The sequence below is a fragment of the Burkholderia sp. YIM B11467 genome (assembly GCF_052952715.1).
The window spans coordinates 137,604-161,248 of sequence record NZ_JBQVSQ010000013.1 but is presented as its reverse complement, the minus strand read 5'-3'; the positions used below and the strand labels follow the sequence as shown (position 1 = coordinate 161,248).

Annotated in this window: 27 protein-coding genes; 11 read left to right on the top strand and 16 right to left on the bottom strand. The window is 66.4% G+C overall.

Annotation, left to right across the window (positions count from 1 at the left end; genetic code table 11):
• Positions 1-91: 91 nt before the first annotated feature.
• On the bottom strand, positions 92-781 hold the full coding sequence (locus tag ACTRWB_RS32940; RefSeq protein ID WP_446904357.1) for an RNA polymerase sigma factor: 690 nt from the start codon (positions 779-781) through the stop codon (positions 92-94).
• A 212-nt stretch (positions 782-993) separates the two neighbouring features.
• On the opposite strand from ACTRWB_RS32940, the gene ACTRWB_RS32935 reads away from it, so the two are divergent.
• Entirely contained in the window at positions 994-1,668 is a 675-nt protein-coding gene (locus ACTRWB_RS32935) for a Crp/Fnr family transcriptional regulator (RefSeq protein ID WP_412025737.1), read from the top strand.
• 76 nt (positions 1,669-1,744) lie between these two features.
• On the opposite strand, the gene ACTRWB_RS32930 is transcribed toward ACTRWB_RS32935, so the two are convergent.
• The 4 genes from ACTRWB_RS32930 to ACTRWB_RS32915 form a co-directional block, all read right to left on the bottom strand.
• A complete protein-coding gene (locus ACTRWB_RS32930; RefSeq protein ID WP_419690238.1) occupies positions 1,745-2,068 on the bottom strand; it encodes a RebB family R body protein in 324 nt (107 codons plus the stop codon).
• A 196-nt stretch (positions 2,069-2,264) separates the two neighbouring features.
• A complete protein-coding gene (locus tag ACTRWB_RS32925; protein WP_193102888.1) occupies positions 2,265-2,633 on the bottom strand; it encodes a RebB family R body protein in 369 nt (122 codons plus the stop codon).
• Positions 2,634-2,823: 190 nt separating this feature from the next.
• Positions 2,824-3,156: a RebB family R body protein gene (locus tag ACTRWB_RS32920; protein ID WP_129517950.1), complete on the bottom strand. Its 333-nt coding sequence runs from the start codon at positions 3,154-3,156 to the stop codon at positions 2,824-2,826.
• Positions 3,157-3,236: 80 nt separating this feature from the next.
• Entirely contained in the window at positions 3,237-3,887 is a 651-nt protein-coding gene (locus ACTRWB_RS32915) for a hypothetical protein (protein WP_446904356.1), read from the bottom strand.
• Between the two features lie 498 nt (positions 3,888-4,385).
• Between ACTRWB_RS32915 and ACTRWB_RS32910 the strand changes: the two genes are divergently transcribed.
• Complete coding sequence (locus tag ACTRWB_RS32910; RefSeq protein ID WP_164992155.1) at positions 4,386-4,541, top strand: hypothetical protein; 156 nt, start codon at positions 4,386-4,388, stop codon at positions 4,539-4,541.
• Between the two features lie 216 nt (positions 4,542-4,757).
• Complete coding sequence (gene trpS / locus ACTRWB_RS32905) at positions 4,758-5,771, top strand: tryptophan--tRNA ligase (protein WP_412025740.1); 1,014 nt, start codon at positions 4,758-4,760, stop codon at positions 5,769-5,771.
• Here the strand turns inward: trpS and ACTRWB_RS32900 are convergent.
• A complete protein-coding gene (locus ACTRWB_RS32900) occupies positions 5,755-6,174 on the bottom strand; it encodes a VOC family protein (protein WP_446904355.1) in 420 nt (139 codons plus the stop codon). The genes trpS and ACTRWB_RS32900 overlap by 17 nt on opposite strands.
• A gap of 176 nt (positions 6,175-6,350) precedes the next feature.
• On the opposite strand from ACTRWB_RS32900, the gene ACTRWB_RS32895 reads away from it, so the two are divergent.
• On the top strand, positions 6,351-6,791 hold the full coding sequence (locus ACTRWB_RS32895) for a nuclear transport factor 2 family protein (protein WP_446904354.1): 441 nt from the start codon (positions 6,351-6,353) through the stop codon (positions 6,789-6,791).
• 17 nt (positions 6,792-6,808) lie between these two features.
• Here the strand turns inward: ACTRWB_RS32895 and ACTRWB_RS32890 are convergent, their stop codons facing one another.
• From ACTRWB_RS32890 to ACTRWB_RS32870, 5 genes are all read right to left on the bottom strand, one after another.
• On the bottom strand, positions 6,809-7,195 hold the full coding sequence (locus ACTRWB_RS32890; protein ID WP_129517945.1) for a VOC family protein: 387 nt from the start codon (positions 7,193-7,195) through the stop codon (positions 6,809-6,811).
• 87 nt (positions 7,196-7,282) lie between these two features.
• Positions 7,283-7,876: an SMI1/KNR4 family protein gene (locus tag ACTRWB_RS32885; protein WP_446904353.1), complete on the bottom strand. Its 594-nt coding sequence runs from the start codon at positions 7,874-7,876 to the stop codon at positions 7,283-7,285.
• A 79-nt stretch (positions 7,877-7,955) separates the two neighbouring features.
• Positions 7,956-8,876: a bestrophin family protein gene (locus tag ACTRWB_RS32880; RefSeq protein WP_446904352.1), complete on the bottom strand. Its 921-nt coding sequence runs from the start codon at positions 8,874-8,876 to the stop codon at positions 7,956-7,958.
• A 155-nt stretch (positions 8,877-9,031) separates the two neighbouring features.
• Positions 9,032-10,039 carry a cytochrome d ubiquinol oxidase subunit II gene (cydB, locus tag ACTRWB_RS32875; RefSeq protein WP_129517943.1) on the bottom strand — a complete coding sequence of 336 codons (1,008 nt, stop codon included), beginning with the start codon at positions 10,037-10,039 and terminating at the stop codon, positions 9,032-9,034.
• A 2-nt stretch (positions 10,040-10,041) separates the two neighbouring features.
• Positions 10,042-11,442 (bottom strand): cytochrome ubiquinol oxidase subunit I, encoded by a 1,401-nt coding sequence (locus ACTRWB_RS32870; RefSeq protein ID WP_343494200.1) that lies wholly within the window; start codon positions 11,440-11,442, stop codon positions 10,042-10,044.
• Positions 11,443-11,805: 363 nt separating this feature from the next.
• Between ACTRWB_RS32870 and fdhD the strand changes: the two genes are divergently transcribed.
• The 5 genes from fdhD (at position 11,806) to moaD (ending at position 16,163) form a co-directional block, all read left to right on the top strand.
• The gene (gene fdhD, locus ACTRWB_RS32865; RefSeq protein WP_446904351.1) at positions 11,806-12,669 is read left to right on the top strand and encodes a formate dehydrogenase accessory sulfurtransferase FdhD; all 864 of its coding nucleotides are present in this window, start codon (positions 11,806-11,808) and stop codon (positions 12,667-12,669) included.
• Entirely contained in the window at positions 12,666-13,898 is a 1,233-nt protein-coding gene (locus ACTRWB_RS32860) for a molybdopterin molybdotransferase MoeA (protein WP_446904350.1), read from the top strand. Before fdhD ends, ACTRWB_RS32860 begins: the two co-directional genes overlap by 4 nt.
• Positions 13,899-14,097: 199 nt before the next feature.
• Positions 14,098-15,222: a GTP 3',8-cyclase MoaA gene (moaA, locus tag ACTRWB_RS32855; RefSeq protein ID WP_446904349.1), complete on the top strand. Its 1,125-nt coding sequence runs from the start codon at positions 14,098-14,100 to the stop codon at positions 15,220-15,222.
• Positions 15,223-15,268: 46 nt separating this feature from the next.
• Positions 15,269-15,841, top strand: coding sequence for a molybdenum cofactor biosynthesis protein MoaE (locus ACTRWB_RS32850; protein WP_446904348.1), 573 nt, complete (start codon positions 15,269-15,271; stop codon positions 15,839-15,841).
• 64 nt (positions 15,842-15,905) lie between these two features.
• Positions 15,906-16,163 carry a molybdopterin converting factor subunit 1 gene (gene moaD, locus ACTRWB_RS32845; protein WP_129517936.1) on the top strand — a complete coding sequence of 86 codons (258 nt, stop codon included), beginning with the start codon at positions 15,906-15,908 and terminating at the stop codon, positions 16,161-16,163.
• A 33-nt stretch (positions 16,164-16,196) separates the two neighbouring features.
• Here moaD and ACTRWB_RS32840 read toward each other — a convergent pair whose 3' ends face one another.
• Positions 16,197-16,808, bottom strand: a complete 612-nt coding sequence (locus tag ACTRWB_RS32840; protein WP_446904347.1) for a TetR/AcrR family transcriptional regulator C-terminal domain-containing protein — start codon at positions 16,806-16,808, stop codon at positions 16,197-16,199.
• A 66-nt stretch (positions 16,809-16,874) separates the two neighbouring features.
• Here ACTRWB_RS32840 and ACTRWB_RS32835 point away from each other — a divergent pair, with 66 nt between their 5' ends.
• Positions 16,875-18,425 carry an FAD-dependent monooxygenase gene (locus tag ACTRWB_RS32835; RefSeq protein WP_446904346.1) on the top strand — a complete coding sequence of 517 codons (1,551 nt, stop codon included), beginning with the start codon at positions 16,875-16,877 and terminating at the stop codon, positions 18,423-18,425.
• Positions 18,426-18,445: 20 nt separating this feature from the next.
• Here the strand turns inward: ACTRWB_RS32835 and ACTRWB_RS32830 are convergent, their stop codons facing one another.
• The 3 genes from ACTRWB_RS32830 to leuC form a co-directional block, all read right to left on the bottom strand.
• The gene (locus tag ACTRWB_RS32830) at positions 18,446-19,768 is read right to left on the bottom strand and encodes a 2-hydroxycarboxylate transporter family protein (RefSeq protein WP_446904345.1); all 1,323 of its coding nucleotides are present in this window, start codon (positions 19,766-19,768) and stop codon (positions 18,446-18,448) included.
• A 103-nt stretch (positions 19,769-19,871) separates the two neighbouring features.
• The gene (leuD, locus tag ACTRWB_RS32825; protein WP_446904344.1) at positions 19,872-20,510 is read right to left on the bottom strand and encodes a 3-isopropylmalate dehydratase small subunit; all 639 of its coding nucleotides are present in this window, start codon (positions 20,508-20,510) and stop codon (positions 19,872-19,874) included.
• Positions 20,503-21,915 carry a 3-isopropylmalate dehydratase large subunit gene (gene leuC, locus ACTRWB_RS32820; RefSeq protein WP_446904343.1) on the bottom strand — a complete coding sequence of 471 codons (1,413 nt, stop codon included), beginning with the start codon at positions 21,913-21,915 and terminating at the stop codon, positions 20,503-20,505. The genes leuD and leuC overlap by 8 nt, the downstream gene beginning before the upstream one ends.
• A gap of 117 nt (positions 21,916-22,032) precedes the next feature.
• Here leuC and ACTRWB_RS32815 point away from each other — a divergent pair, with 117 nt between their 5' ends.
• Positions 22,033-22,926, top strand: coding sequence for a LysR family transcriptional regulator (locus tag ACTRWB_RS32815; protein ID WP_446904342.1), 894 nt, complete (start codon positions 22,033-22,035; stop codon positions 22,924-22,926).
• 121 nt (positions 22,927-23,047) lie between these two features.
• On the opposite strand, the gene ACTRWB_RS32810 is transcribed toward ACTRWB_RS32815, so the two are convergent.
• Positions 23,048-23,431, bottom strand: coding sequence for an ATP-dependent protease (locus tag ACTRWB_RS32810; protein ID WP_446904341.1), 384 nt, complete (start codon positions 23,429-23,431; stop codon positions 23,048-23,050).
• Positions 23,432-23,645: the final 214 nt, after the last annotated feature.

The following is a 23,645-nucleotide window of genomic DNA, read 5'->3' as shown; positions in this document are numbered from 1 at the left end:
CCGGCATGCGATGGAAGGAACGGCGGGCCGGCAGGCCATCGACGCCGCGCATGCCGTTAGGAACGCTGCGTGCCCGCGTTCGTGAACGCGCTCACGCGAGTTCCTCACGCAATTTCTTGCGCAGCAGCTCGACGCGCTTTCTGGCAAGCGGCTCGTTGATCCCGAGCGTCGCGGCGATGTGCAGATAGGGGCGGTCCTCCTCGAACTTCAGCGTGAACAGCATCTGCTGATGAGGCGGGAGCGTGCACAGCGCCTGCTCGAGACGCAGCAGCAACTGCCGGAGCAGCAGTTGCTGCTCCATCGACGGCGCGTGGCCAGCCAGCTCGACGGTGTGATCGTCGTCCCAGTCCGGGTCGAATTCGAGCCTGCCGCTTTCGCGAATACGCCGGCGCGCGCCATCGAGGAACGCGTGATTCAGCGCCAGAAAAAGAAAGCCGGACAGGTTCTGAACGCGCTCGGGCGAGCGCTGCAGGTAAATGTGGACCTTGAGTGCGGTATCCGAAAGCAGTTCGTCGGCACGGTAAATATCGCCCTTGCACAACAGGCGCGCGCGGCGCCGCAATTTCCCCTGCATTTCCCGCCACGTGCGATCGAGCTGCTGCGCCGGTGACTCAGGCGTCGGGGCAGCGTGCTGGTTCGAGGTTGTCATCCCGTGCCTTCCTTTTTCATGGAAAACACAGAATCGATTCGATGCCTCGAATGACGCTGTTACCCGCGTAACACCATTACTACGATAATCGGTTTCGTAAATTTTCTTGATTATTATGAACAGAAATTCCAATCGCCCGGCATAGCCCCGTCCGTCGTTTCAGGCGGGCCGCCGGGCGTGAATAAAGGTATTGCGAGGAACAAGAACGACTGCCGCCGAAATGCCGCCCGATCCGGACTGCTTGCCGATTATCCGGCTATCTTCATTATTCATTTTTCACGGAGTGCCAAAGGCAGCGTTTTTCGCTAGGTGGCCGCATCGTCAAACAACCTCGCACGGAAAACATGCCTGCCCTTGCTAACGTTCAAACGCTGCGCAATATACCGATACTTACCGATCTCCCGGAAAGCCTGCTGGCTCACATCGAGCGACATGTCACACCCTGGCCCGAACACGGCAATCGCCTGTTGTTCTTCAAGGGCGATCCGGGCGATTTCGTCGCGTTCGTGCACCGCGGCCGCGTCTACAACACGCTGCACGAACCCGGCGGACGCGAAATCATTCTCGGCCACTCGATGCCGGGCGAACTCATCGGCGAAAACACACTCGTTCGCGCACACCGGCGCAGTTTCACCGCCCAGTTGAGCCCCGACTGCCGCGTTTCGCTGCTGCATCGCCAGTACTTCGCACCGCTGCTGGCCAACGCGGATTTCATGGAGCGCATCCACGAGCAGCTGTGCCGGCACATCCACCAGTTGAGCGACTTCGTCGAGTCGGCGTGCCTGTACCGGCTCGAAGCAAGGCTCGCGCGCCATCTGCTGAACCGCATGCAAGGGAACGATCTCGAGGTGGCGCTGCCGGAGAGCCAGAGCATCCTCGCCGCGATGCTCAACGTCAGCCGGCCGCGACTGAACAGCAGCCTGCAGAAGATGCAGCGCGACGGCCTGATCCGGCTTCACGATCATGGTGTGACGATCGAGAAACTGGAGCAGCTCCGGTACATCGTCGACGCCAATTGACGCGCCGGCAAGCACGTGCGTCGTGCCGCGGCGCGGGGAGGTTGCGCGCGCCGTATTGCGCGGCGCGCGGTGCAGGTCAGCCGCGCCAGTGGCTGATGGCGTTCATCAACTGCGCGACGGCGGCCAGTTGCGACGCAAAATTATCGTTCGCCGACCGCGCCGCACTGGCCGCCGCCACCGGCGAGCCGGCATAGAGCTGCATGATGCCGACGGTCGTGGCGGCGAGGTTGGACGCCGCCTGGTTCGCCTGCATCTGCACCGCGTTGTGAAGCAGGATCGCGGACGCATGGCTGTTCGACTGCATGAGCGTGCCCAACGCCACGGCGGGTGCTTCGCCCACCACCTTGACGTTGGCTTGCGTGACGGCATCGGTCATCGCGGCGGAAACCTGTTCCGGCATGTCGTTGCTCCTGGTTGGGTCGCCGCTGCGACGCAGTCGCGGCGAGAGCATGAGTGGGTCGGTCTGCGACGCACGCCGCACGGCACCGTCGATGCGCCGCGGGCGCTCGCCGTCGCGGGCGTCGACACGACGTCGGGCGCCGGGCGGCAGCCACCGGAATCGAGGCCGCCGCCCGGCGTAGACGCCGGGTTACGCGTCAGGCAAGCGCCTTGCCGAGCGCGAGCACGTCAGCCAGCACGGAAAGCACGCCGTTCGAGCCGATTTCCGTCGCGGCGGCACCGGCGCTCGCCGGCCCGAGCGTGTAGAGCTGCATCGTGCCCACGTTCGTCGAGGTCGGCAGCTGCACAGCGGACTGCGACTGCTGCTGCACGGCGTTCTCGAACAGCACGCTGAGCGAATGGCTCTGGGCCTGGTACAGCGAGCCGGTCGCCATCGCGGGCGCTTCACCCACCACCTTGACGTTGGTCTGCGTGACCGCGTCGGTGATCGCGGCATTGACCGCGCACGTCTTGCAGTTGCAGGGGTCTTTCGGGTCCTTCGCGTTTGCGTTTGCGTCATCTGCCATCGTATTTCTCCTGGTTTGCAAACGGGCGCCGCATCGAATCGGCTCTGCCCGTCCTGTCGGTTGCTCCGGAACACCGTGCGGCACCGCTGTTCAGGTGCCGGCGGCCGTGCTGCGGATTCGCGGCACGGCGGCGGCATGGGCGACTCATACCGCTTGCGCCGCCGCTCGACCACGGCGTTGCGACGGCGCCTTAGGTGTGCATCGCCTTCCCGATCGCGATCACGTCGGCCAGCAGGGAGATGATCCCGCTCGAGCCGATTTCCGTGGCCGCCGCACCCGCGCTTTCCGGCCCGATCGTATAGAGCTGCATCGTCCCCACGTTCGTCGACGTCTGCGACTGGATCGCGGCCTGCGACTGCTGCTGCACCGCGTTCTCGAACAGGATGCTGAGCGAATGGCTCTGGGCCTGGTACAGCGAGCCCATCGCCATTGCCGGCGCTTCCGCGACCACCTTGACGTTGACCTGTGTGACCGCATCGGTAATCGCGGGATTGACCTGGCACACTTGACACGTATCAGCCATTTGTTGCTCCTTGGTTCACGTAGTTGAGAGGTCGCACATCGGGGCCGGCCGGTTTCGCATTCAGCCGCATGACCCGCGTGCTACTCCATGGACGCTGGGCCGGAGGTATCGTGAACGACAGCGGTGGCGACAGCATCCGGCGCGATCGGTTCAGATGGTTCGGCCGGACCGGCGCCAATGCGTTGCAGCCGGTCGTCTATCACGTCGAGACGTACGGCGAGCCGTTCGGCGAACGCATCGACGTATTGCCGGAAGCATGCGTCGATTTCCTGCCGGATGAGGCCCGTCAGCTGTTCGCCGATCAACACCAGCGCCTCGCGGGTGCTGTCCTGGAGGTCGGCCGCGACGGATGCCTGCGCGTCGCCCGGCGGCTCGTGCGCGTCGAGTACGCCGGACACTTTCTGCTGTTCCGACGCCAGCATGCCGAGGGTCGTCTCGTTCTGCGCGTCGATCGTCTGCAGGATGCCGCGCATCTTCTCGTATGCCTTCTGCTGGTTGAGCTGCAAAAAATGCTTGACCTGCTCGCGCGCCTCCTGCCGGGTTTTCAACCGCGGCAATGGCGGGTTCGCGGCGCTCGCCTGCGCGGCCGTGCCGGCGACCGGCGCCGGCGGGTTCCCGTGCCTGCCCGGCAACCGCTCCAGCAGTGCCTGTTCTTCGCCCGGCTCGAGAGGCCGTCCCAATCGCTTCTCCGCGAACTGCCGCAGCAGGGGGTCGAGGGCTTCGTTGCTCATGGCTCACCCCTCGTCGATGTCCGCCCGCGGCGCCGGTGCGTGCGGATCGGGTTCGGATGGACGCAGCGCCGGGGCGCGTTGGTCGGCGTGCCGCAATGGATATCGCATGGTGTTCTCCGGGAAATGGATGCGCGACGGCCTTGCCGGAAATTTCGGCAGGACCGCTGCAGGGACGAACCGTGCGACGGGTCTGTGAAGTCAGTCGGCGCCGACGTTGGCGTTGCGCGGCGACGCGCCGGGCGACGCGCGTTTTGAGCAGATGGGCAGCGCGGCCGCGCCCACCCCGACAATTCTTGACTGTGCCCGGACCGCCGAACTGGTAGGATGCCCGTCGCCTCGGCATGGACGGCAGCCACGGGACGTTCAACCGTCCCCTTTTTAATGCCCCGCAACCGGCCAACCCTGCCCCAGCCTCCGTTGAACCCCGCAACACCCCGGCGTCGTTTCACACGACCCGTTGCAGTAACCGTTGGAGTGGCGCATGACGCGCCTGCAAGCATGAAAAGATTCAAGCAACCCGTCCGCATCCCGCGCGACAAAGACCGCACGCCGCTGGTGCGCGCGAGCGCGCTGCTGCTGATGGCCGGCCTGCTGTACCTGCTGTGGCCGTCCGCCGAAACCGCATACCTCGCGATGGAGTCGGTGATCCGCTGACACGCTCGGCCAGCCCGACGCCGCGCCATACGCTATACTGCCGCGATGAAAACGAAACCCGCCCTGCCGAACCTGCATTGCTGGTGGCGCGCCTGACCCAGGCGGCCCGTTTCCTTTTGCATGTCCCAAACGTGATGCCGCCAGCGATGGCGGCATTCGCGTTTCTGCGCTGACATCATGGCTGGCGGCTTCGACAACCCGGAACCCACGACCACCATGACCCATCCGAACCGACCGACCATCCTCACCGGCGACCGCACGACCGGCCCGCTGCATCTCGGCCACTACATCGGCTCGCTGCGCGCACGCGTGCAGATGCAGCACGACGCGCGGCAATTCCTGCTGCTCGCCGATACGCAGGCGCTGACCGACAACATGGGCCGCCGCCAGCGCGTGACCGAGAACGTGATCGAGGTCGCGCTCGACTATCTCGCGGTCGGCATCGATCCGGCGATCTCGACCATCGTCGTGCAGTCGCAGGTGCCCGAGCTCGCCGAGCTGTCGCAATACCTGCTCAACCTCGTCACGGTCGCGCGCCTCGAACGCAATCCGACCATCAAGGAAGAGATCCGCCTGCGCGGGTTCGAGCGCGACATCCCGGCCGGCTTCCTGACCTACCCGGTGAGCCAGGCGGCCGACATCACCGCATTCAAGGCCACGCATGTGCCCGTCGGCGACGATCAGTTGCCGATGATCGAGCAGACCAACGAACTCGTGCGCCGCTTCAACGCGACCGTCGAGCAACCCGTGCTGGTCGAATGCGAGGCCGTGCTGTCGTCGGTCACGCGGCTGCCGGGAATCGACGGCAAGGCAAAGATGAGCAAGTCGCTCGGCAACGCGATCACGCTCGGCTCGACGCCGGACGAGATCACGCAGGCCGTGAAGGACATGTACACGGACCCGAACCACCTGCGCGTGAGCGACCCCGGCCAGGTCGAGGGCAACGTCGTTTTCACGTTCCTCGATGCGTTCGAGCCCGACGTGCAGAAGGTCGATGAACTGAAGGCGCACTATCGGCGCGGCGGGCTCGGCGACAGCGTGGTCAAGCGCGTGCTGAACGAGCGGCTGCAGGCGCTGATCGAGCCGATCCGCGCGCGGCGACGCGAGTTCGAGGCCGACAAGGGCGAGGTGATGGCAATCCTGAAGCGCGGCACGATGCACGCGCGGGATGTGGCAGGGGCGACGCTCGCGGAGGTGAAGGGCGCGCTGGGGCTCACGTATTTCGAGTGAGCGGCGCGGGCGGTGCGGCATGACACACCGCCTCGATCCGGTTTCCCGCAGGGTCGACAAGGAAGGCCGCGTAGTAGTCGCCGTGGTAGTGCGGCCTCAATCCGGGGTCGCCGTCGGACTGGCCGCCGGCGGACAGTCCGGCCTCGAAAAATGCATCCACTTGCTCACGGGAAACGGCCTTGAAGCACCAGTGCCGCTTGCTCGTCCCGACTTCGGCGGGATCCAGATAGACAGCCAGATAAGTCGATGCGGTGTCGTCGGCATTGCAACGTTCGCCGTAGCCGAGCGCGGTGGGCCGGTCATAGACCTTGTTCGCGCCAAGCGCAGCCATGACGGCATCGTAGAAGGGGCGTGCCTGCTCGATATCCGGAACACCGATGGACACGTGATCGAGAAGTTGCATGGGGTTTGCTCCGTTGGACGAGCACGAGTCTACACAAGCGTCGCATATCGCACCGAAGCCCCCGACCGCTAGCGGACAACCGGCGATTGCGGACAGGCCCTTAGTCCACTCCGCCGATGCCGCCCCCGCGCGCGCTCGTTATCGTTTCCCCGTCATCCACCTCTACCCGCAACATCATGACGCCACAGGAAACGATCGACCGGATCGAGATCCAGGATCTGCTGACACGCTACTGCCACGCGGTCGACCGCCAGGACTGGCGCGAATTCGAGCGGCTCTTCGCGAGCAACGCGATGCTCGATTACGCGGCGTTCGGCGGCCCGGTCGGCAACCGCGCGGAGATCGCGGCTTATCTGAAACAGGTCACGTCGGCGATGCGCGGCACGCAGCACACGATCTCGACGTCGCTGCTGATCGTCGACGGCGACGCCGCGACCGCGCGAACGGCCGGCCAGGTGATGATGGTCTCGGCCGATGAAACGGGCGACGATCGCGTGTGCTTCGTCGGGCTGTGGTATCGCGACCTGCTGGTGCGGACCGAATGCGGATGGCGCATCCAGAGCCGCATGCAGGAGCGCAGCTGGATGCACAACGCGCCGCCGGTAGCGGCGCTCTGAACGGTTCGTGCTATGCGTTACTTCATCTGCATCAGCTGAATCAGGTTCCCGCACGTATCGTCGATCACGGCGACACGCACGGGCCCCGCATCCGTCGGTTCCAGCGTGAAGTGAACGCCGAGCGCCTTCAGCCGCGCGAACTCGGCGTCGAGGTCGTCGACCTGGAACGACGCGGCGGGTATCCCGTCCTCGTACAGCGCCTGCTTGTACGGCCCCACCGCGCGATGATTGCTCGGTTCGAGCAGCAACTGCGTGCCGTCGGGCTGATCCTTCGACACGACAGTCAGCCAGCGAAATTCGCCGACCGGCACGTTGTACTTGAGCTGGAACCCGAGCGTGTCGGTATAGAACGCCAACGCCTTGTCCTGGTCGTCGACGAACACGTTCGTCACGTAGATTCGCATCATGCACGCTCCTGTCACGGCAACCGGCGAACGTCGTCCGCCCGGTCGCGCTGAATGGTCGAAATGGGGCAACCGCCCCGCCCTTCGCTATTCTTCGTCGAAATCGATGACAAACGCATAACCGCCGTCGATCAGCTCGCGCAGGTAGCCATCGAAGTCGTCGGCGATCACCGCGTAGCTGTCGGGATCGTGCAGGAAGCGCACGACCTGCCCGACCTTGCCGCCCGGCGCCGGCTCGAAATCGATGTAGAGCTGTGACGTGCCGCCGTTGTTCATGCAATGCGCGAAGCACAGGCGCCGGCTCATCGGCAGCGCGATGTCGATGCGCGAATCGACAAGTTCGCCGTCGTCGTTCGCGTCGTCGCCGTAGATGTCCGCGATGCTGTCGCGGTACTTCGCGCCTTCTTCGAGCATCTGCGCGGCGGACAGCAGGTAATAAGGGTATTCGTAGACGTCGGAGCCCAGCACGAGCACGTTGATCGTCGTGCCGCCGTAGTCGCGCCAGTAGGTGCCGTCGAGCTTGCCGAGCAGTTCGAGCAGGCTGGCCGGGCACTGCGGATAGGCCGCGCGCAGCGCATCGAGCTGCGCCGGCGTCGCACCCGTGGCGACGGCGAGCGACGCATTGTCGGCGTCGGGCAGCGCGGCGCGCAGGCCGGCGAGATAGGTGTCGACGAGGGTCATCGCGTCGGGTCCGGAGAACAGGCAAGCGCCATTCTAGCGCCCGACGCGGCCCGCTTGCTGGCCCGTTTCGCGCGCCCGCTCACGTGATCTGGTACGTCGACGCCGGCACGAATTCCTCCGGCATCGGGCGGTCGCCCAGTTCGAGCACCGACCGCTCGATCGTCCGCGCCATCGCATCGAGCGCGAGTGCATTCGGCGCAAGGCCGAACGGCTCGGCGACCTCGTTCGCGATCGCTTCGAGCGCGATCAGCGTGTACGAGATGAACACGCAGATCAGCGGCGTGAAGAACTCCGTCGAATCGACGAGGCCGAACGGCAGCAACACGCAGTACGCATACACGGTGCGATGCAGCAGCACGCTGTACGAGAACGGGATCGGCGTCGACAGGATGCGCTCGCAACCACCCACCGCCTTGCCCAGTTCGTCGAGCTGCGTGTCGAACATCCAGCAGGTGGCGTCGCTGCCGGGCGCGCGGCCCAGCGCGCGGACGATGCCGCCACGCAGCTCGTCGAGGATCGCAACGGGCTTGAAGCATTTGCGCGCGAGCGCACCGGCACGCTCCGCGCCGAGAATCCGCTTCAAGTCTTCCGCCGGATCGGTATGACGCAACTGATGCTTCAGCGCATAGGTGAACGCGATCAGCAGATCGGCGAGCCGGTTGCGCTCGGCATCATCGACGCTGTCGGGCAAGTAGCGATTCAGTTGCGACGTCACCGTGCGCGCCGCGATCAGCAGGTTGCCCCACAGATGCCGCGCCTCCTTGAAGCGCTCGAAGCTCGCGTTGTTGCGAAACGCGAGGAAGATCGCGAGCGCGAGCCCGAACAGCGTAAACGGCGCGGTGTTGAGCGGAATCTTCTCGCCGAAGATGCGCCCGTTCGTGAAGACCGCCAGCGTGCTGACGATCGCCATGAACACGAGTTGCGGAATGATCGATTGCAGCACGGAGCCGTTCCAGACGAACAGCATCCTGAGCCAGTTTTGTCGTGGTCGGACGATCATGGTGTTTTCTCGACGGCCAGGAAATGACGCTGCGCGACCCGCCCGATGCGCAACGGCCCGCGCGTGGCGGGCCGCTTTCGGGTGGATGCCGTGCCGGGCGCCGCGCTGCGCGTGATGATACGCCCGCTCACGCCGTGCCCGTCACATCGCGCCGTTCAGTGATAACCGATATCGCCCTCGCGCACCTTGCCGCGAAACACGCGGTACTGCATCGCGTTGTACACGAGGATGATCGGCAGCACGATCACGGTGCCGACCAGCGCGAACAGCTGGCTCGAATGGCTCGACGAGGCCTCCCAGATCGTCAGCGACGGCGGCACGATGTTCGGCCAGATGCTGATCACGAGCCCCGTGTAGCCGAGGAACACGAGCGCGAGCGTCAGCAGGAACGGCGTGGCCTCGTGCTCGCGTTTCACCGTGCGGAAGATGCCCCACACGCACGCGACGACGAGGATCGGCACCGGCAGGAACCAGCCGAGGTTGCCGCTGCCGAACCAGCGGTGCGCGACGGCCGGCAGCCCGATCACGGTCCACAGGCTCACGACGGCCATCACGGCGAGCAGCACGCCCGTGAGCGGCTTCATCAGCAGCCGCATCTTGCGCTGCAGTTCGCCGTCGACCTTCAGGATCAGCCAGCCGCAGCCGAGCGTCGCATACGTGACGAGCACGCCGATCCCGCACAGCAGGCTGAACGGCGACAGCCAGTCGAACGGCCCGCCCGCGAACTGGTTGTTCTCGATGCGGATGCCCTGCAGCAGCGAACCGAGCACGATGCCCTGGCAGAACGCCGCGAGCGCGGAGCCGCCGATGAACGCGAGATCCCACATGTGCTGCGTGCGGGTCGCCTTCGCACGCAGTTCGAACGCCGCTCCGCGAAAGATCAGCCCGACCAGCATCAGGACCAGCGGCAGGTAATTCGCGGGCAGCAGCGTCGAATACACGACCGGGAACGCGCCATAGAGACCCGCACCGCCGAGCACCAGGAACGTCTCGTTGCCGTCCCACACCGGCGCGACGGTGTCGAGCATCACCTGGCGCTCGGCCTTCGCGTCGAAGAACGGAAACAGCAGGCCGATGCCGAGATCGAAGCCGTCCAGCATCACGTAGATGAACACGCCGAGGCCGATGATCGCGGCCCACACGACAGGAAGATCGATTTGCATGATTACTCCGCCTCCGTGGTATCCAGCGACGTGGACAGCGCGCGGTTGCGCAGCCCCGGATGCCGGTGGAGCTCGATGTATCCGGCCTGTGCAGCCGGCCCGCGCCTCATCAGTTTCATCATGTAGTAGATGCCCGATCCGAATACCAGGAAATACACGACCACGAAGATCAGCAGCGACACACCGACCTGCTGCGCGCTGAGCGGCGCAACCGAATCGATGGTGCGCAGCACGCCGTACACGGTCCACGGCTGCCGCCCGACCTCGGTCGTGATCCAGCCGGCCAGCAGCGCGACGATGCCCGACGGCCCCATGCCCACCACGAACCACTGGAACCAGCGCGCTTCATACAGGCGCCCGCCCTTTCTCAGCAGCAGCCCGAGCAGCGCGGTGAGCAGCATCAGCATCCCGAGGCCGGCCATGATCCGGAACGTCCAGAAGATGATCGGCGAATACGGGCGGTCCTGCGGCGGGAATTCCTTCAGTCCGCGAATCTCGCCATCCCAGCTGTGCGTGAGGATCAGGCTGCCGAGATGCGGCACCTGGATCGCATAACGCGTGGTTTCGGCCTGCATGTCGGGCAGCCCGACGAGGTTCAGCGAGGTGCCGCCCTTCTCGGTTTCCCACAGCCCCTCGATCGCCGCGATCTTCGCCGGCTGGTATTCGCGCGTGTTCAACCCGTGCGCATCGCCGACGAAGATCTGGACCGGCGCGAGCAGCAGCAGCATCCACAGCGCCATCGAGAAGCTGCGCTTCACCGGCTCGTCGCGGCGCCCTTTCAGCAGGTGCCACGCGCCGCATGCGGCGACGATGAAGCCCGCGACGATGAACGCCGCGATCGTCATGTGCGCGAGACGGAACGGGAACGACGGGTTGAAGATGATCTTGAACCAGTCGACCGGCACGACGAGACCGTTCTCGATCTTGTAGCCCTGCGGCGTCTGCATGAAGCTGTTCGACGCGAGGATCCAGAATGTCGAGATCAGCGTGCCGACGGCAACCATCAGCGTCGCGAAGAAGTGCGCGCGCGGGCTGACGCGTTGCCAGCCGAACAGCATCACGCCGAGAAAACCGGCTTCGAGGAAGAACGCGGTCAACACTTCATACGTGAGCAGCGGGCCCGTGATGTTGCCCGCGACGCGCGAGAAGCCGGCCCAGTTCGTGCCGAACTCGTACGCCATCACGACGCCGGACACCACGCCCATCCCGAAGCCGATCGCGAAGATCTTCGACCAGAACTGGAACATGGATTTGTAGGCGGCGTCGCCGGTGACGAGATAGCGCCATTCCAGCACCGCCAGGAAGCTCGCCATGCCGATGCTGATCGCGGGAAACACGATGTGGAACGACACCGTGAACGCGAATTGCAATCGTGCGAGATGGAACGCATCGAAGATTTCCATGACCGTAATTTGCTCGTGGTTGTGAGAACGTCCGCCCGAAGCAGGAAATCGCGCGACGGCTTGGCGACAACACATGCGAACACAGACGGTCACTCGCATGGCATCGAAGCGTGAATGACGATATCGCGATTGCCACGATACTCGCAATCGCGCGAACGCGTCCTGAAACTGTGCTTTCCGTCCCGGCAAAGATGTGTGTACGGAAACGGCACAACCGGTGCCGCGCGCCGCAAGCTGTACTGCTTTCCGCGTTGCGCCGCTGTGCATCCGGCGCGCGGTTCACCACGCTTAACATGTTATGCAACGCCTGATCGCGGCAGCGGCGCGCCCCTCGGCACCCGCCCGCCCCCTGGAGAAAACCGCATGACCCACCGAGACGATCCGACCGGCAGCACCGCGTGCGATGTCACGCGTCATCGTGCCGGCGAAGCGCGCGACACCGTCGATCGCGTCGTCGACGAAACGCCGGTTGCACTCGTGTTCAACGGCATCTCGCACACGGTGATGATGGCGACGCCGATCGACCTCGACGTGTTCGGCCTCGGCTTCGCGCTGAGCGAAGGCATCGTCGAGCGTGCGTCGGACGTATTCGACATCGACAGCGAATGTCGGCCCGACAGCGCCGAAGTGCGGCTCACCGTGTCGCAGCAGGCGTTCATGGCGCTGAAGGCGCACCGGCGCGCACTGGCCGGGCGCACCGGCTGCGGCGTATGCGGAATCGAAAGCATCGCGCAGCTCGACCTGCACCCGCCGCGCATCGCAGCAGCCGGCGCGGCCGCAGGCATCGGCGCCGATGCGATCGCACGCGCCGCACGCGCATTGCCGGCCCGCCAGACACTGATGCGCGAGACGGGCGGCATTCACGCGGCCGCCTGGTGCGACCGCGACGGCGCCGTGCTCGACGTGTTCGAGGACGTCGGCCGCCACAACGCGCTCGACAAGCTGATCGGCGCACTCGCACGGCGCCGCGCCGACCTGCACGCGGGCTTCGTATTCCTGTCGAGCCGTGCAAGCTACGAACTGGTGCGCAAGGCCGCGCGAGTCGGCATCCCGATGATCGCGACGATCTCGGCGCCGACGTCGCTCTCGATCGGCGTCGCCCGCGAAGCCGGCGTGCGGCTGCTCGGCTTCTGCCGCAACGACGGCTTCGTCGAATACGTATCACCCGACGCCGCTCATCCCGACCAACCGGCGCTCGCGCAAACGCATCCGGCCCTCACTTCATGAAACAACTGATCGATTTCGATACCGCGCAGCAGCATTTCGCCGGCGCGTTCGCGCCGCTCGGCGCGTTCGCGCCGCTCGACGCGGTCGTCTCCGTACCGGTCGAGGACGCGGCCGGCCACGTGCTGGCCACGCCGCTGTCCGCCGTGCTCGACCAGCCGCCGGCCGACCAGAGCGCGATGGACGGCTACGCCGTGCGTCACGCGGACCTCGCGCACGGCGAGCCGCTGCACGTCGCGCAGCGCTGTTATGCGGGCGACCCACCGGCGCCGCTGGCCGCACGCACGGCCGCGCGCATCTTCACCGGCAGCATGATTCCGCCCGGCGCGGACACCGTCGTGATGCAGGAGCACGCACGCGAACAGGACAGCTGGGTCGCGTTCGACGCACCGCAGCGCAGCGGCTCGCACATCCGCCGCCGGGGCGAGGAAGTGCGAGCCGGCGACCTGCTCATACCGGCCGGCGTGCGACTGGGTGCGATGCACGTCGGTGTGGCCGCCGCGCAAGGGTTCGCGCACATCGACGTGCGCCCGGCGCTGCGCGTCGGCATCCTGACGACCGGCGACGAGCTCGTCGCCTGTGGCCAGCCGCGTGCGCCGCAGCAGATCTACAACAGCAATGCGCCGATGCTCGCCGCGCTGGTATCGGGCACCGGCGCCAGCGTCGCGATGCGCCTGCATGCGGCCGACACGGCAAGCGCCGTCGATCGTGCGCTGCGCGATCTGCACGCGTGCTGCGACCTGGTGATCTGCGTCGGCGGCGCATCGGTCGGCGACAAGGATCTGCTGCGCCCCGCGCTGGCCGCGCTCGGCGCATCATTCGTCGTCGCCGGCGTGCGCATGAAACCCGGCAAGCCAGTCGCGCTCGCGCGGCTCGACGCGCGGCCCGTGGTGCTGCTGCCCGGCAACCCAGGCGCCGCGATGACGGCGTTCGCGCTGTTCGTTGCGCCGCTGATCCGGTGCCTGCAAGGGCGTGAAGCACGCGTGCCTATCGTGCCGTCGCTGCCGATCGACATCGACTTCGAGCCGGATGCGCAGCGCGAGCGCTTCGTGCGCGTGCGCTGTGCCGTCGGCCCCGGTGGCGCGCCGGTGCTCGATACGTTGCGACAGCAAGGCGCCGGCACGCTGCAGTCGCTCGTGCTGGCGAGCGGGCTCGCCCGGCTGCCGGCCGGGCGGCGCATCGCGCGCGGCGACGCGGTTCCGTATTACGAATTCGCGCACTGGCTCGCATGAGCGCGACGCCGGACACCCGCCCGCTGCGACGCCTTCGCCGCGCATGCCGCACGGCGAACTGTATTCCTGCAATTCGGGCGCGATTGTGTCCCTGCCGGAAAAGTCCCGCGGACTATCCTCACGATGAGGCCCGTCACGACCTGTGCGCCGACACGTCGGCATCCGCACGGCCGATCGGCGACGCCCCTCCGCTTACTTCATGCAGGCCGACGAACCGATCGTGAATGCCATCGTTTCCGCCGCGCCGGACGCCGCCGCCACATCCGGCGACGCATCGCCCGGCGCCTTCCCCCGCACGTCCGACACGCTCGGCCGCCCGCTGCGCGACCTGCGCCTGTCCGTGATCGATCAATGCAACTTCCGCTGCGGCTACTGCATGCCGCGCGAAAGTTTCGGCGCGGGTTATGCGTTCATGCCGTCGTCCGAGCGGCTGTCGTTCGCGCAACTGGAAAAGATCGCACGCGCGTTCACGTCGCTCGGGGTCGAGAAAATCCGCATCACGGGCGGCGAGCCGCTGCTGCGCCGCAACCTCGAAGCGCTGATCGAACGGCTTGCCGCGTTGACGACCGTCGGCGGCAAACCCGTCGAAATCGCGCTGACGACCAACGGCTCGCTGCTCGCCGCGAAGGCGCGCACGCTGCGCGACGCGGGCCTGTCGCGCGTGACCGTGAGCCTCGATGCGCTCGACGACGCGGTGTTCCGCCGGATGAGCGACGCCGACGTGCCCGTGTCGCGCGTGCTCGCCGGCATCGAGGCCGCGCAGGTAGCCGGGCTCGCGCCGGTCAAGGTCAACGCGGTGATCGAGCGCGGTGCGAACGACGACCAGATCCTGCCGCTCGTGCGGCACTTCCGGCATACGGGCGTGGCCGTGCGTTTCATCGAATACATGGACGTCGGCGGCGCGAGCTTCTGGTCCGGCGACAAGGTCGTGCCGGCCGCGCGGATGCGTGCGCTGATCGACGAACACTATCCGCTCGTGCTCGTCGGCGAACCGGGGCACGACGCGACCGCCATTCGTTGCCGGCACCTCGACGGCGCGGGCGAGGTCGGCTTCATCGCGAGCGTGTCGCATCCGTTCTGCGGCACCTGCTCGCGCGCACGCGTGTCGGCCGACGGCCAACTCTATACGTGCCTGTTCGCGACGCAAGGCACCGACCTGCGGCCGTGGCTCGACGACGCGGCATCGGTCGACACGCTCGCCGCCGCGGTGCGCGAGCGCTGGACGCAGCGCGACGATCGTTATTCCGAGCGCCGGGCTGCACGGCCGGCCCGTGCGCCGGGCAAGACCTATCCGACCGTGCGCATGTCGCTCGTCGGCGGCTGACCGGCCGCCGCGCGCCGCACGACGCATTGCCTACAGGAGAACCGTCATGACGACCTTCACCGAATCCCGCGCCGGGCTGCCGGACGATCCGTTGCGCGCCGGTAGCCACCCGCATCCGGCCGACGCGGCCACCCCGCACACCGAGCCGCCGCCGGCGATTGCCGCCGGCTTCGAAGTGCGCGTGCAGTACGCGCCGATCGATGCGGGCGCCGAGCTCGCGCCGATCGTTCGCAATCCGAATGTCGGCGCGGTCGTGAATTTCCTCGGCGTCGTCCGCAAGGAAGGCGACGTCGACGACGTCGTCGCGCTCGAGGTCGAGCACTACCCGACGATGACCGAACAGGCCCTGTGGAGCATCGTCGAGGAAGCCAGCGCGCGCTGGCAGCTCGAAGCGGTCAAGATCGTGCATCGCGTCGGGCGCATTCCGCTCGGCCAGGCGGTCGTGCTGGTGGTGGTGGCCGCCGCGCATCGTGCGTCCGCGTTCGATGCGTGCGAATTCCTGATGGACTTCCTGAAGACCCACGCGCCGTTCTGGAAGAAGGAGATCCGCCACGACGGCGAATCCGGCTGGGTCGAGGCGAAGACGCACGACGACCAGGCCATGCGGCGCTGGGGCTGACCGCGCCCGTTGCGCGTTTTCCGATTCCGATTCCGACTCCGCCGATCCCGCTCAAGACACCGCGATGAAACTGACGATCAAATACTTTGCAAGCATTCGCGAGCAACTCGATCTCGACGAGGAAGTCGTCGAGATCGACGCGCGGGAACTCACCGTCGACGCGCTGCGCAGCACGCTGGCCGCACGCGACGCGCGCAGTGCCGAAGCGCTGCGGATGGACCGGCCCGTGCGCGCGGCCGTCAATCTCGAGATGGTGACGGGCGGGTTCGTCGTGCGGGAGGACAGCGAGGTGGCGTTTTTCCCGCCGGTGACGGGCGGATAACACGCAAGGCGCGCAGGTCGCACTGGTGCCCGGCTACGCGCGCCCCACCCGCTGCCGCAAGCCGTCGACGATCAGCCCGAGCCCGAATTCGAACGCTAGGCCGGGATCGATCGGCGCCATCGCCATCCCGCTCGTCCGCTGCCGGCCGTCGGCTTCATCCGACCGCGCCGATTCGTCGACCCCGCCTCCGTGCGCGGCCTGCTGCTCCAGCACGCAGCCGATCGTGAACTGGCCGGCGGCCAGCAGCGCCATCCCGGCCTCCTGCTCGGTCAGGCCGGCACGCACCAGATACGCGATTTTCGGCCGGATCCGCTCGACCGCATCCGGGTCGGGCGTCGAGCCCGCATGCAGCCGCGCGCCGTCCCGATGCGCAAGCAATGCGCACCGGAAGCTGCGCGCGTTGTCCGCAAACCAGCTGTCCCACTGCGCGATATCGGCCGGCACGTCGGGCGTGTGATGCCGCGCCAAGGCAACAGCCGCCATTTCCGCCAGCAGCACCGACTTGTCGCGGTAATGCCAGTAAAGCGCCGCCGACTCGACACCGAGCCGCTGCGCGAGACGCCGCGTCGTCAGCGCATCGAGCCCCTGTTCGTCGAGCAGTTCGAGCGCCGCCTCCACGATTTCGTCACGTCGTATCTTCGCCATGCTTGATTTTCTCTATCGACGATAGATAAACTTATCAATGATAAATTCTACGCGAAGGTGTGCCCGATGCCTACCCCTGTCACCACGACGCCGGTCCTGATCGCCGGCGGCGGGCTGGTCGGCCTGTCCGCCGCGCTGTTCCTGCAGCGCCTCGACGTCCCGTTCATCCTCGTCGAGAAAAACGCAGGCGTGTCGCCGCTGCCGCGCGCACGCGGCATCCACCTGCGGACGATGGAACTGTTCCGTCAGGCCGGCGTGGAAGACGCGGTCAAGGAAACGGCGGCCGGTGCGTGGCGCCAGGGCGCGTTCGGCGGCGCGCGCCGCGGGCGCACGCTGGTCGACGCGCAGCCGGTCGTCGACGTCGCCGCGATGCGCTCGAAGATGGCCGCGATCGCGCCGTCGCCATCGAGCTTCACCGCATGCCCGCAGACGCTGATCGAGCCCGTGCTGCGCCGGCACGTCGAAGCGCGCGGCGCGGACGTGCGCTTCGGCCATGAACTCGTGTCGTTCGCCGCGACGGGCGACGCCCTCCTCGCGACCGTGCGCGGCCCGGGCGGGCAGGAAACGGCGATCGAAGCCGCGTGGCTCGTCGGCGCCGACGGCGGCGGCAGCTTCGTGCGCAGGCAACTCGGCATCGACACGGCCGATACGCCGGCGCCGCAGCACTTCGTCAATATCTTCTTTCATGCGGATCTTGGCGAGATCGTGCAGGGCCGCACGTTCAGCCAGTGCGAGATCGCGAACCCGACCGTGCGCGGCCTGTTTCTCGCGATGGACAACGCGGACAAGTGGTCCTTCCATCTCGAGTACGACCCGGCACAAGGCCCGCCGGCCGACCACGCGCTGCCCGGCCTCGTGCGCGCCGCACTCGGGCTGGACCACGTCGAGATCGACATTCAGAGCCGCGGCACGTGGAACACGGGCGTGCGCGTGGCAACCCGCTACCGGTCGAGCCGTGCGTTCCTGTGCGGCGACGCCGCGCACATGATGCCGCCGTGGGGCGGATTCAACGCGACCACCGGCATCGCGGACGCGCACAACCTCGCATGGAAGCTCGCCGCGACGCTGCGCGGCGACGCGGATGCGTCGCTGCTCGACAGCTACGAGATCGAGCGACGGCCGCTGGCCGTGCGCAACGGGCACCAGGCGCTGTTGCGCACCGACTTCGACGCGCGCTTCGGCATCGAGACCGACGCCAACCGGGATGTCTTCGCCAAGCTGCTCGACACCGGCGACGTGCTGCTGCGGCATCGTTATCCCGATGCCGGCGCACCGGCGCGCGACACGCCGCCCGCTTCCGTTGCGCAACTGCGCGCGCAAACCGGCACGCGCTTTCCGCATGCGTGGATCCGGCGTGACGGCCGGCAGGTGTCGACTCTCGATCTGTTCGGCAGCGGCTACGTGCTGCTCGCGGGCCCGAACGCGTCGGTCGCATCGTCGAGCCGCGCGAGCCTGAACCGCGCCACGCCAGCCGTCCTCGTAGCCGCCAGGGATTTCGACTTCGTCGAAGCGGAGGCAGGCTGGCATGCGTTGACCGCGCTGCCCGACGACGGCCACGTGCTGGTCCGCCCTGACGGGTTCGTGCTGCGCCGCTCGGACGAACCGTCACGCGATTGACGGTCAAGCAGCTGCGGGCTTCAATGCAGCCACTTCATCATGATCGTCGCGAACACAACCATCGCGGCGCCGCCGATGCGCGTCGAGATCTGCGCGAACGGCATCAGCCCCATCCGGTTCGACGACGACAGGATCGCCACGTCGCCGGTGCCGCCGAGCCCGCTATGGCACGCAGTGATGATCGCGGATTCCACCGGATACATCTTCAGCGCGGCGCCGACGAAAAAGCCCGACACGACCATCGCGATCACGATCGACGCGCAGATCACGAAGTATCCGGGCGAGAATGCGCCGACGAGCTTGTCCCACGACACGAACAGCGTGCCGAGCCCGACGAGGATCGCGAACGTCAGGTTCGTCGACATGAACTTGTACATCTGGTACGCGCCGACTTCCATCGACTCGGGAATCGCGCGGCACACCTTCAGCAGCGCCGCCGCGACGATCATCAGCACCGGGCCCGGGATGCCGGTGAGCGGCGCCAGCAGCCCGCCGAGGATGAACAGCGTACACGCGAGCAGCAGGCCGAACCCCATCAGCCGCAGGTCCAGCTCGGCCTCGGCCTTTTGCGCGGCGAGCAATTCGCGGTCCTCGCCGGTCTTCACCAGCAAGCCGTCGCCGCTGTACGCGCGATGCTTTTCGCCGAAGCGCTTCAGCAGGCCGCTCGCGAGGATCGCGACAACGTTGCCGATCAGCGCGGCCGGCACCATCATCGCGATCAGATGCCCTTGCGCGGCACCGGTGATCTCCGAATAACCGATCGACAGCGGCAGGATGCCTTCGCCGATACCGCCGCCGAGGATCGGCATCACGATATAGAAGAACGTGTGCTGCGGGTCGTAGCCGAACGCGAGGCCGACGGCGATCCCCGCCGCGATCGCGGCCACGGTGCCGACGAACAGCGGCACGAACATCTTGAGAAAGCCCTGGATCAGGATCTTCCGGTTCATCCCGAGCATGCTCCCGGCGACCAGGCACGCAATGTAGAGATACTGAAGATTGGCCGTCTTCATCGTCACCGTGATCGCCTTGAGCGTCGCATCGTCCATCAGCCGGTAGCCGAGCAGCGCCGACGGCACGAACAGGCACATAATCGCGGGGCCGCCGATATGGCGGAACACCGGAATCCGGCGGCCGATCTCGCCGAGCAGCAGCCCGGACAGCATCAGTACCGCGCAGCCGCCGATCATGTCGTTCGGCAGCCGTTTCGTGATGGCCGCCAGGACCGCGACGAGCGCGAGTGCGACAAACATCGGCAGCGGCATCCCGCCGATCTTCAGGTTGAACCGCGACGATAGTCGCGTGTGCGGCGGCACGCTCGTCTGCACGGGGGAAGCTTCCATTTCATGTCTCCAGTTTTGTATTCCGATCGCACTTCGGCAGGGCCGGCCGGAACCGCGTGGCACGCGGCCGGCCCCGTGCTGCGGGCGCTCTCAGGCGCCTCTGTCACACTGCGCGCTGCTGCTTCGGCAGATCGATCTTCATCCACCGATGCGCCGCGTAATGGCGCGCCTCGAACGCATCGATCGCGTTGCTGTCGGCGAGCGTCATGCCGATCATGTCCAGCCCCTCGACGAACATGCGCTTCTGCCGCTCGGGCAGATCGAACGGGTATTCGCTTCCGTCCGCGGTCGTGACGACCTGACGCAGCACGTCGATCGTCAGCATGCTCGTCGCCGGATTACCGGCCTGTTCGACGAGCGTCGACACGACGGCGGGATCGAGCATCACCAGCAACAGCCGGTTGTTCAGCGCGTTGAAGTAGAAGATCTCGCCGAAGCTCGGCGCGATCACCGCGTCGAAGCCCGCCTGCTGCAAGCCCCACACCGCGTGTTCGCGGCTGGAGCCGCAACCGAAATTGGCGCCGGCAACGAGGATGCGCGCACCTTGATACTCGGGGCGATTCAGCACGAAATCCGGCCGCTGCACACCCGCACCGTCGTGGCGAAGGTCGTACAGCACGCCGCGCGCGAGCCCCGACTTGTCGATGCCGAACAGAAACTGCTTCGGCATGATCTGGTCGGTATCGAGATTGTTCAGCGGCAGCGGCGCGGCGATGCCGCTGACGAATGCGTGCTCAGGCATGGTCGAACTCCTTGCGTACGTCGACGATGCGTCCGGCCAGCGCGGCGGCGGCGGCCATCGCCGGACTCATCAGGTGGGTACGGGCGCCGCGGCCCTGGCGCCCTTCGAAATTGCGATTCGTCGTCGACGCGCAGCGTTGGCCGGGTTGCAGGATGTCGTCGTTCATCGCGAGGCACATCGAGCAGCCGGGCTGACGCCATTCGAAGCCCGCGTCGATCAACGTGCCCGCGATGCCTTCGCGTTCGGCCTGCTCGCGCACCGCGATCGACCCCGGCACGACCATCGCGCGCACCGACGGCGCGACCGTGCGGCCACGCACGACGTCCGCGACGGCGCGCAAGTCCTCGATGCGCGCATTCGTGCACGAACCGATGAACACGTGGTCGACCGCCAGGCCATCGATCGCCTGCCCGGCATCGAGCCCCATGTAGTCGAGCGCCTTGCGTGCGTTGTCGCGTTCGAGCGGTTCGGCCGACAGCGTCGGGATGCGCGCGGTTATCGCGATCGCCTGGTCAGGGCTCGTGCCCCAGGTCACGAACGGCGCGACATCCGCCGCATCGAAGCGATGCGTGACGTCGAACTGCGCGTCCGCGTCGGATTTCAGTTGCGTCCACTGCGCGGCAGCCTCCGCAATTTGATCGGCGGGCAGATCGCGGATCCGGTCGCGTACATAAGCGAGCGTCGTCTCGTCGGGCGCGACGAGTGCGCCGCGCGCGCCGGCTTCCACCGTCATGTTGCACAGGGTCATGCGCGCTTCGGCGCTCAGCGCGGCGATCGCCGGCCCGTCGTACTCGACGACGAAACCGCGCGCACCCTGCGCGCCGATCTTCGAGATGATGTAGAGAACGAGATCCTTCGACGTGGTGCCGACGGGCAGCGCGCCGTCGACACGGATGCGCATGTCGCGCGCGACGCGGTACACCAGCGTTTGCGTGGCGAGCACATGCTCGACTTCCGACGTGCCGATGCCGAAGCCGAGCGCGCCCAGCGCACCGTAGGTCGTCGTGTGGCTGTCGCCGCACAGCACGACCATGCCGGGCCGGATCAGGCCGATCTCGGGCGCGACCACATGCTCGATGCCCTGCTCGGTGTCCTGCACGTCGAACAGGTGAATGCCGTGCTTGCGGCAGTTGCGCGTGAAATTGGCCGCCTGGCTGGCCGCCGCGTCGATCACGATCGTGCGCTTGTCGACCGGCACCGGATGCGTCGGGATCACATGATCGACGATGCCCATCTGCTTTTCCGGACAGCGCACCGGCAGGTTCTTTTCCGCGAGCCCCGCGAACGCCTGCGGGCTCGTGTACTCGTTCATGATGTGCAGGTCGGCGTAGAGCACGACATGCTGCTCGTCGACCGGGAACACCGTGTGGCTCGCCACGATCTTCCGGTAAAGCGTCTGTCCCATCGTTCCTCCGGTTTTCTTGCGAAAACGCCCTGGTCCGGACGTTTCGGCAAGTGTAATTTAGAGGGTGACGCCTTAAAATGCGTCGTGGCTTAACCCATTATTAAATGAAACTTTAAGATGGATCCGATCGCAGACCTGGAGTTCTTTGCGCGGCTCGTCACGCACGGCAGCCTGTCGGCGCTGGCGCGCGATCTCGGCGTGACGCCGCCCGCCGTCAGTGCGCGGCTCAACCAGATCGAACGGCGCCTCGGCGTGAAGCTGCTGAACCGCACCACGCGGCGGCTGGCGATGACCAACGAGGGCGAGGTGTATCTCGCGACGGGCTCGAAGCTGCTGGAACAGGTGCACGAACTCGAGCGCACCGTGTCGAGCAGCCGCAACCAGCCGCAGGGCTTGCTGAAGGTCAACGCGACCTTCGGCTTCGGGCGCCGCCACATCGTGCCCGCGCTGTCCGCGTTTCGCGAGCGCCATCCGGAGGTCGAGATCCAGCTGGAGCTCACCGACCGCCCGATGAGCCTCGCCGAACTTGCGTACGACGTGGGCATCCGGTTCGGCGAACTGCCCGACCAGCGCGTGGTGGGACGCAAGCTCGCGGCGAACCGGCGCTTCGTCTGCGCGGCGCCGGGCTACCTGAAGGCGCACGGCGTCCCCAAGGTGCCCGGCGACCTGCGCGGTCACCGCTGCATCGTGCTGCGCGAGAACGACACCGCGTATGGCACGTGGCACTTCACGAAGGGCAAACGCCATGAACTCGTCAAGGTGCATGGCGTGATGAGCAGCAACGACGGCGAAGCGACGCTGCGCTGGGCGATCGACGGGCACGGCGTGCTGGTGCGGTCCGAGTGGGACGCGCAGCCGTTCATCGATTCGGGCGCGCTGACGAGAGTGCTTGCGGACTGGTCGTTACCGCCGTCGGATATCTATGCGGTCTATCCGGAGCGGCTGAACCTGTCGGCGAAGGTGCGCGTGTTTATCGATTTTCTTTGCGAGTATCTGGAGCGGCGCGATTGATGTGGGCGGAAAGAACGAGGCTCTTTAGGGATTTTCGAGGGTGTTTGTCGGCTAGCGAACCGTTGCTGCCACTCGAGCCGTTGCACTCAGCACGACTTGAGACCCCAATGGCAAGCAATGATCAGAGATCTCCGCGCACTTCACCGGTTCCCAGCGCGCTCCGCTGCCGGTTGACTTCCGCCCAAAGCTCATCGCTGTCGTCATTGCGCAGCAGGACCATCCCGTCCAGTTGATCGTCGGTCACGCCGAAGTATTCCAGGATTTCCCGGCGAATCGCATCGATGAACTGCGCGTATTCCGGGGTTGCCTGGGCCTGCGCGTGCAAGGCATCGTATGCTGCATCGTCCGCACCGCCGCCATGCTCGTCGATATAGCGCGAGATCCATTGGTCTCGTTCGTGGTCGTAATCGGCCTCGGCGCGCATCGCTTGCACGGCCGTGTAGAAATCCAGTTGGGCAAACGCGGCGATCGCCGCCGTTGTCGCCTCGTCGAATGTAGTCGTCATTCCATCTCTCATGTTAGTCAGGGCGCATCATCGCGCGGGCCGCACCCGGGCAGGTGCCTCGAATCCGCACGGTGCAACACGCCGCCTGGCGCCGATGTTTGGCCCGTGCAAAGGCACCATGATTGGGAGGTTCACGCCTTCGAGTGCGCCACTTCGTCGGGGCCGCACGGGCGACAGGATACTCATTTTTCTGTACTGCAAGCACAGCGATGAA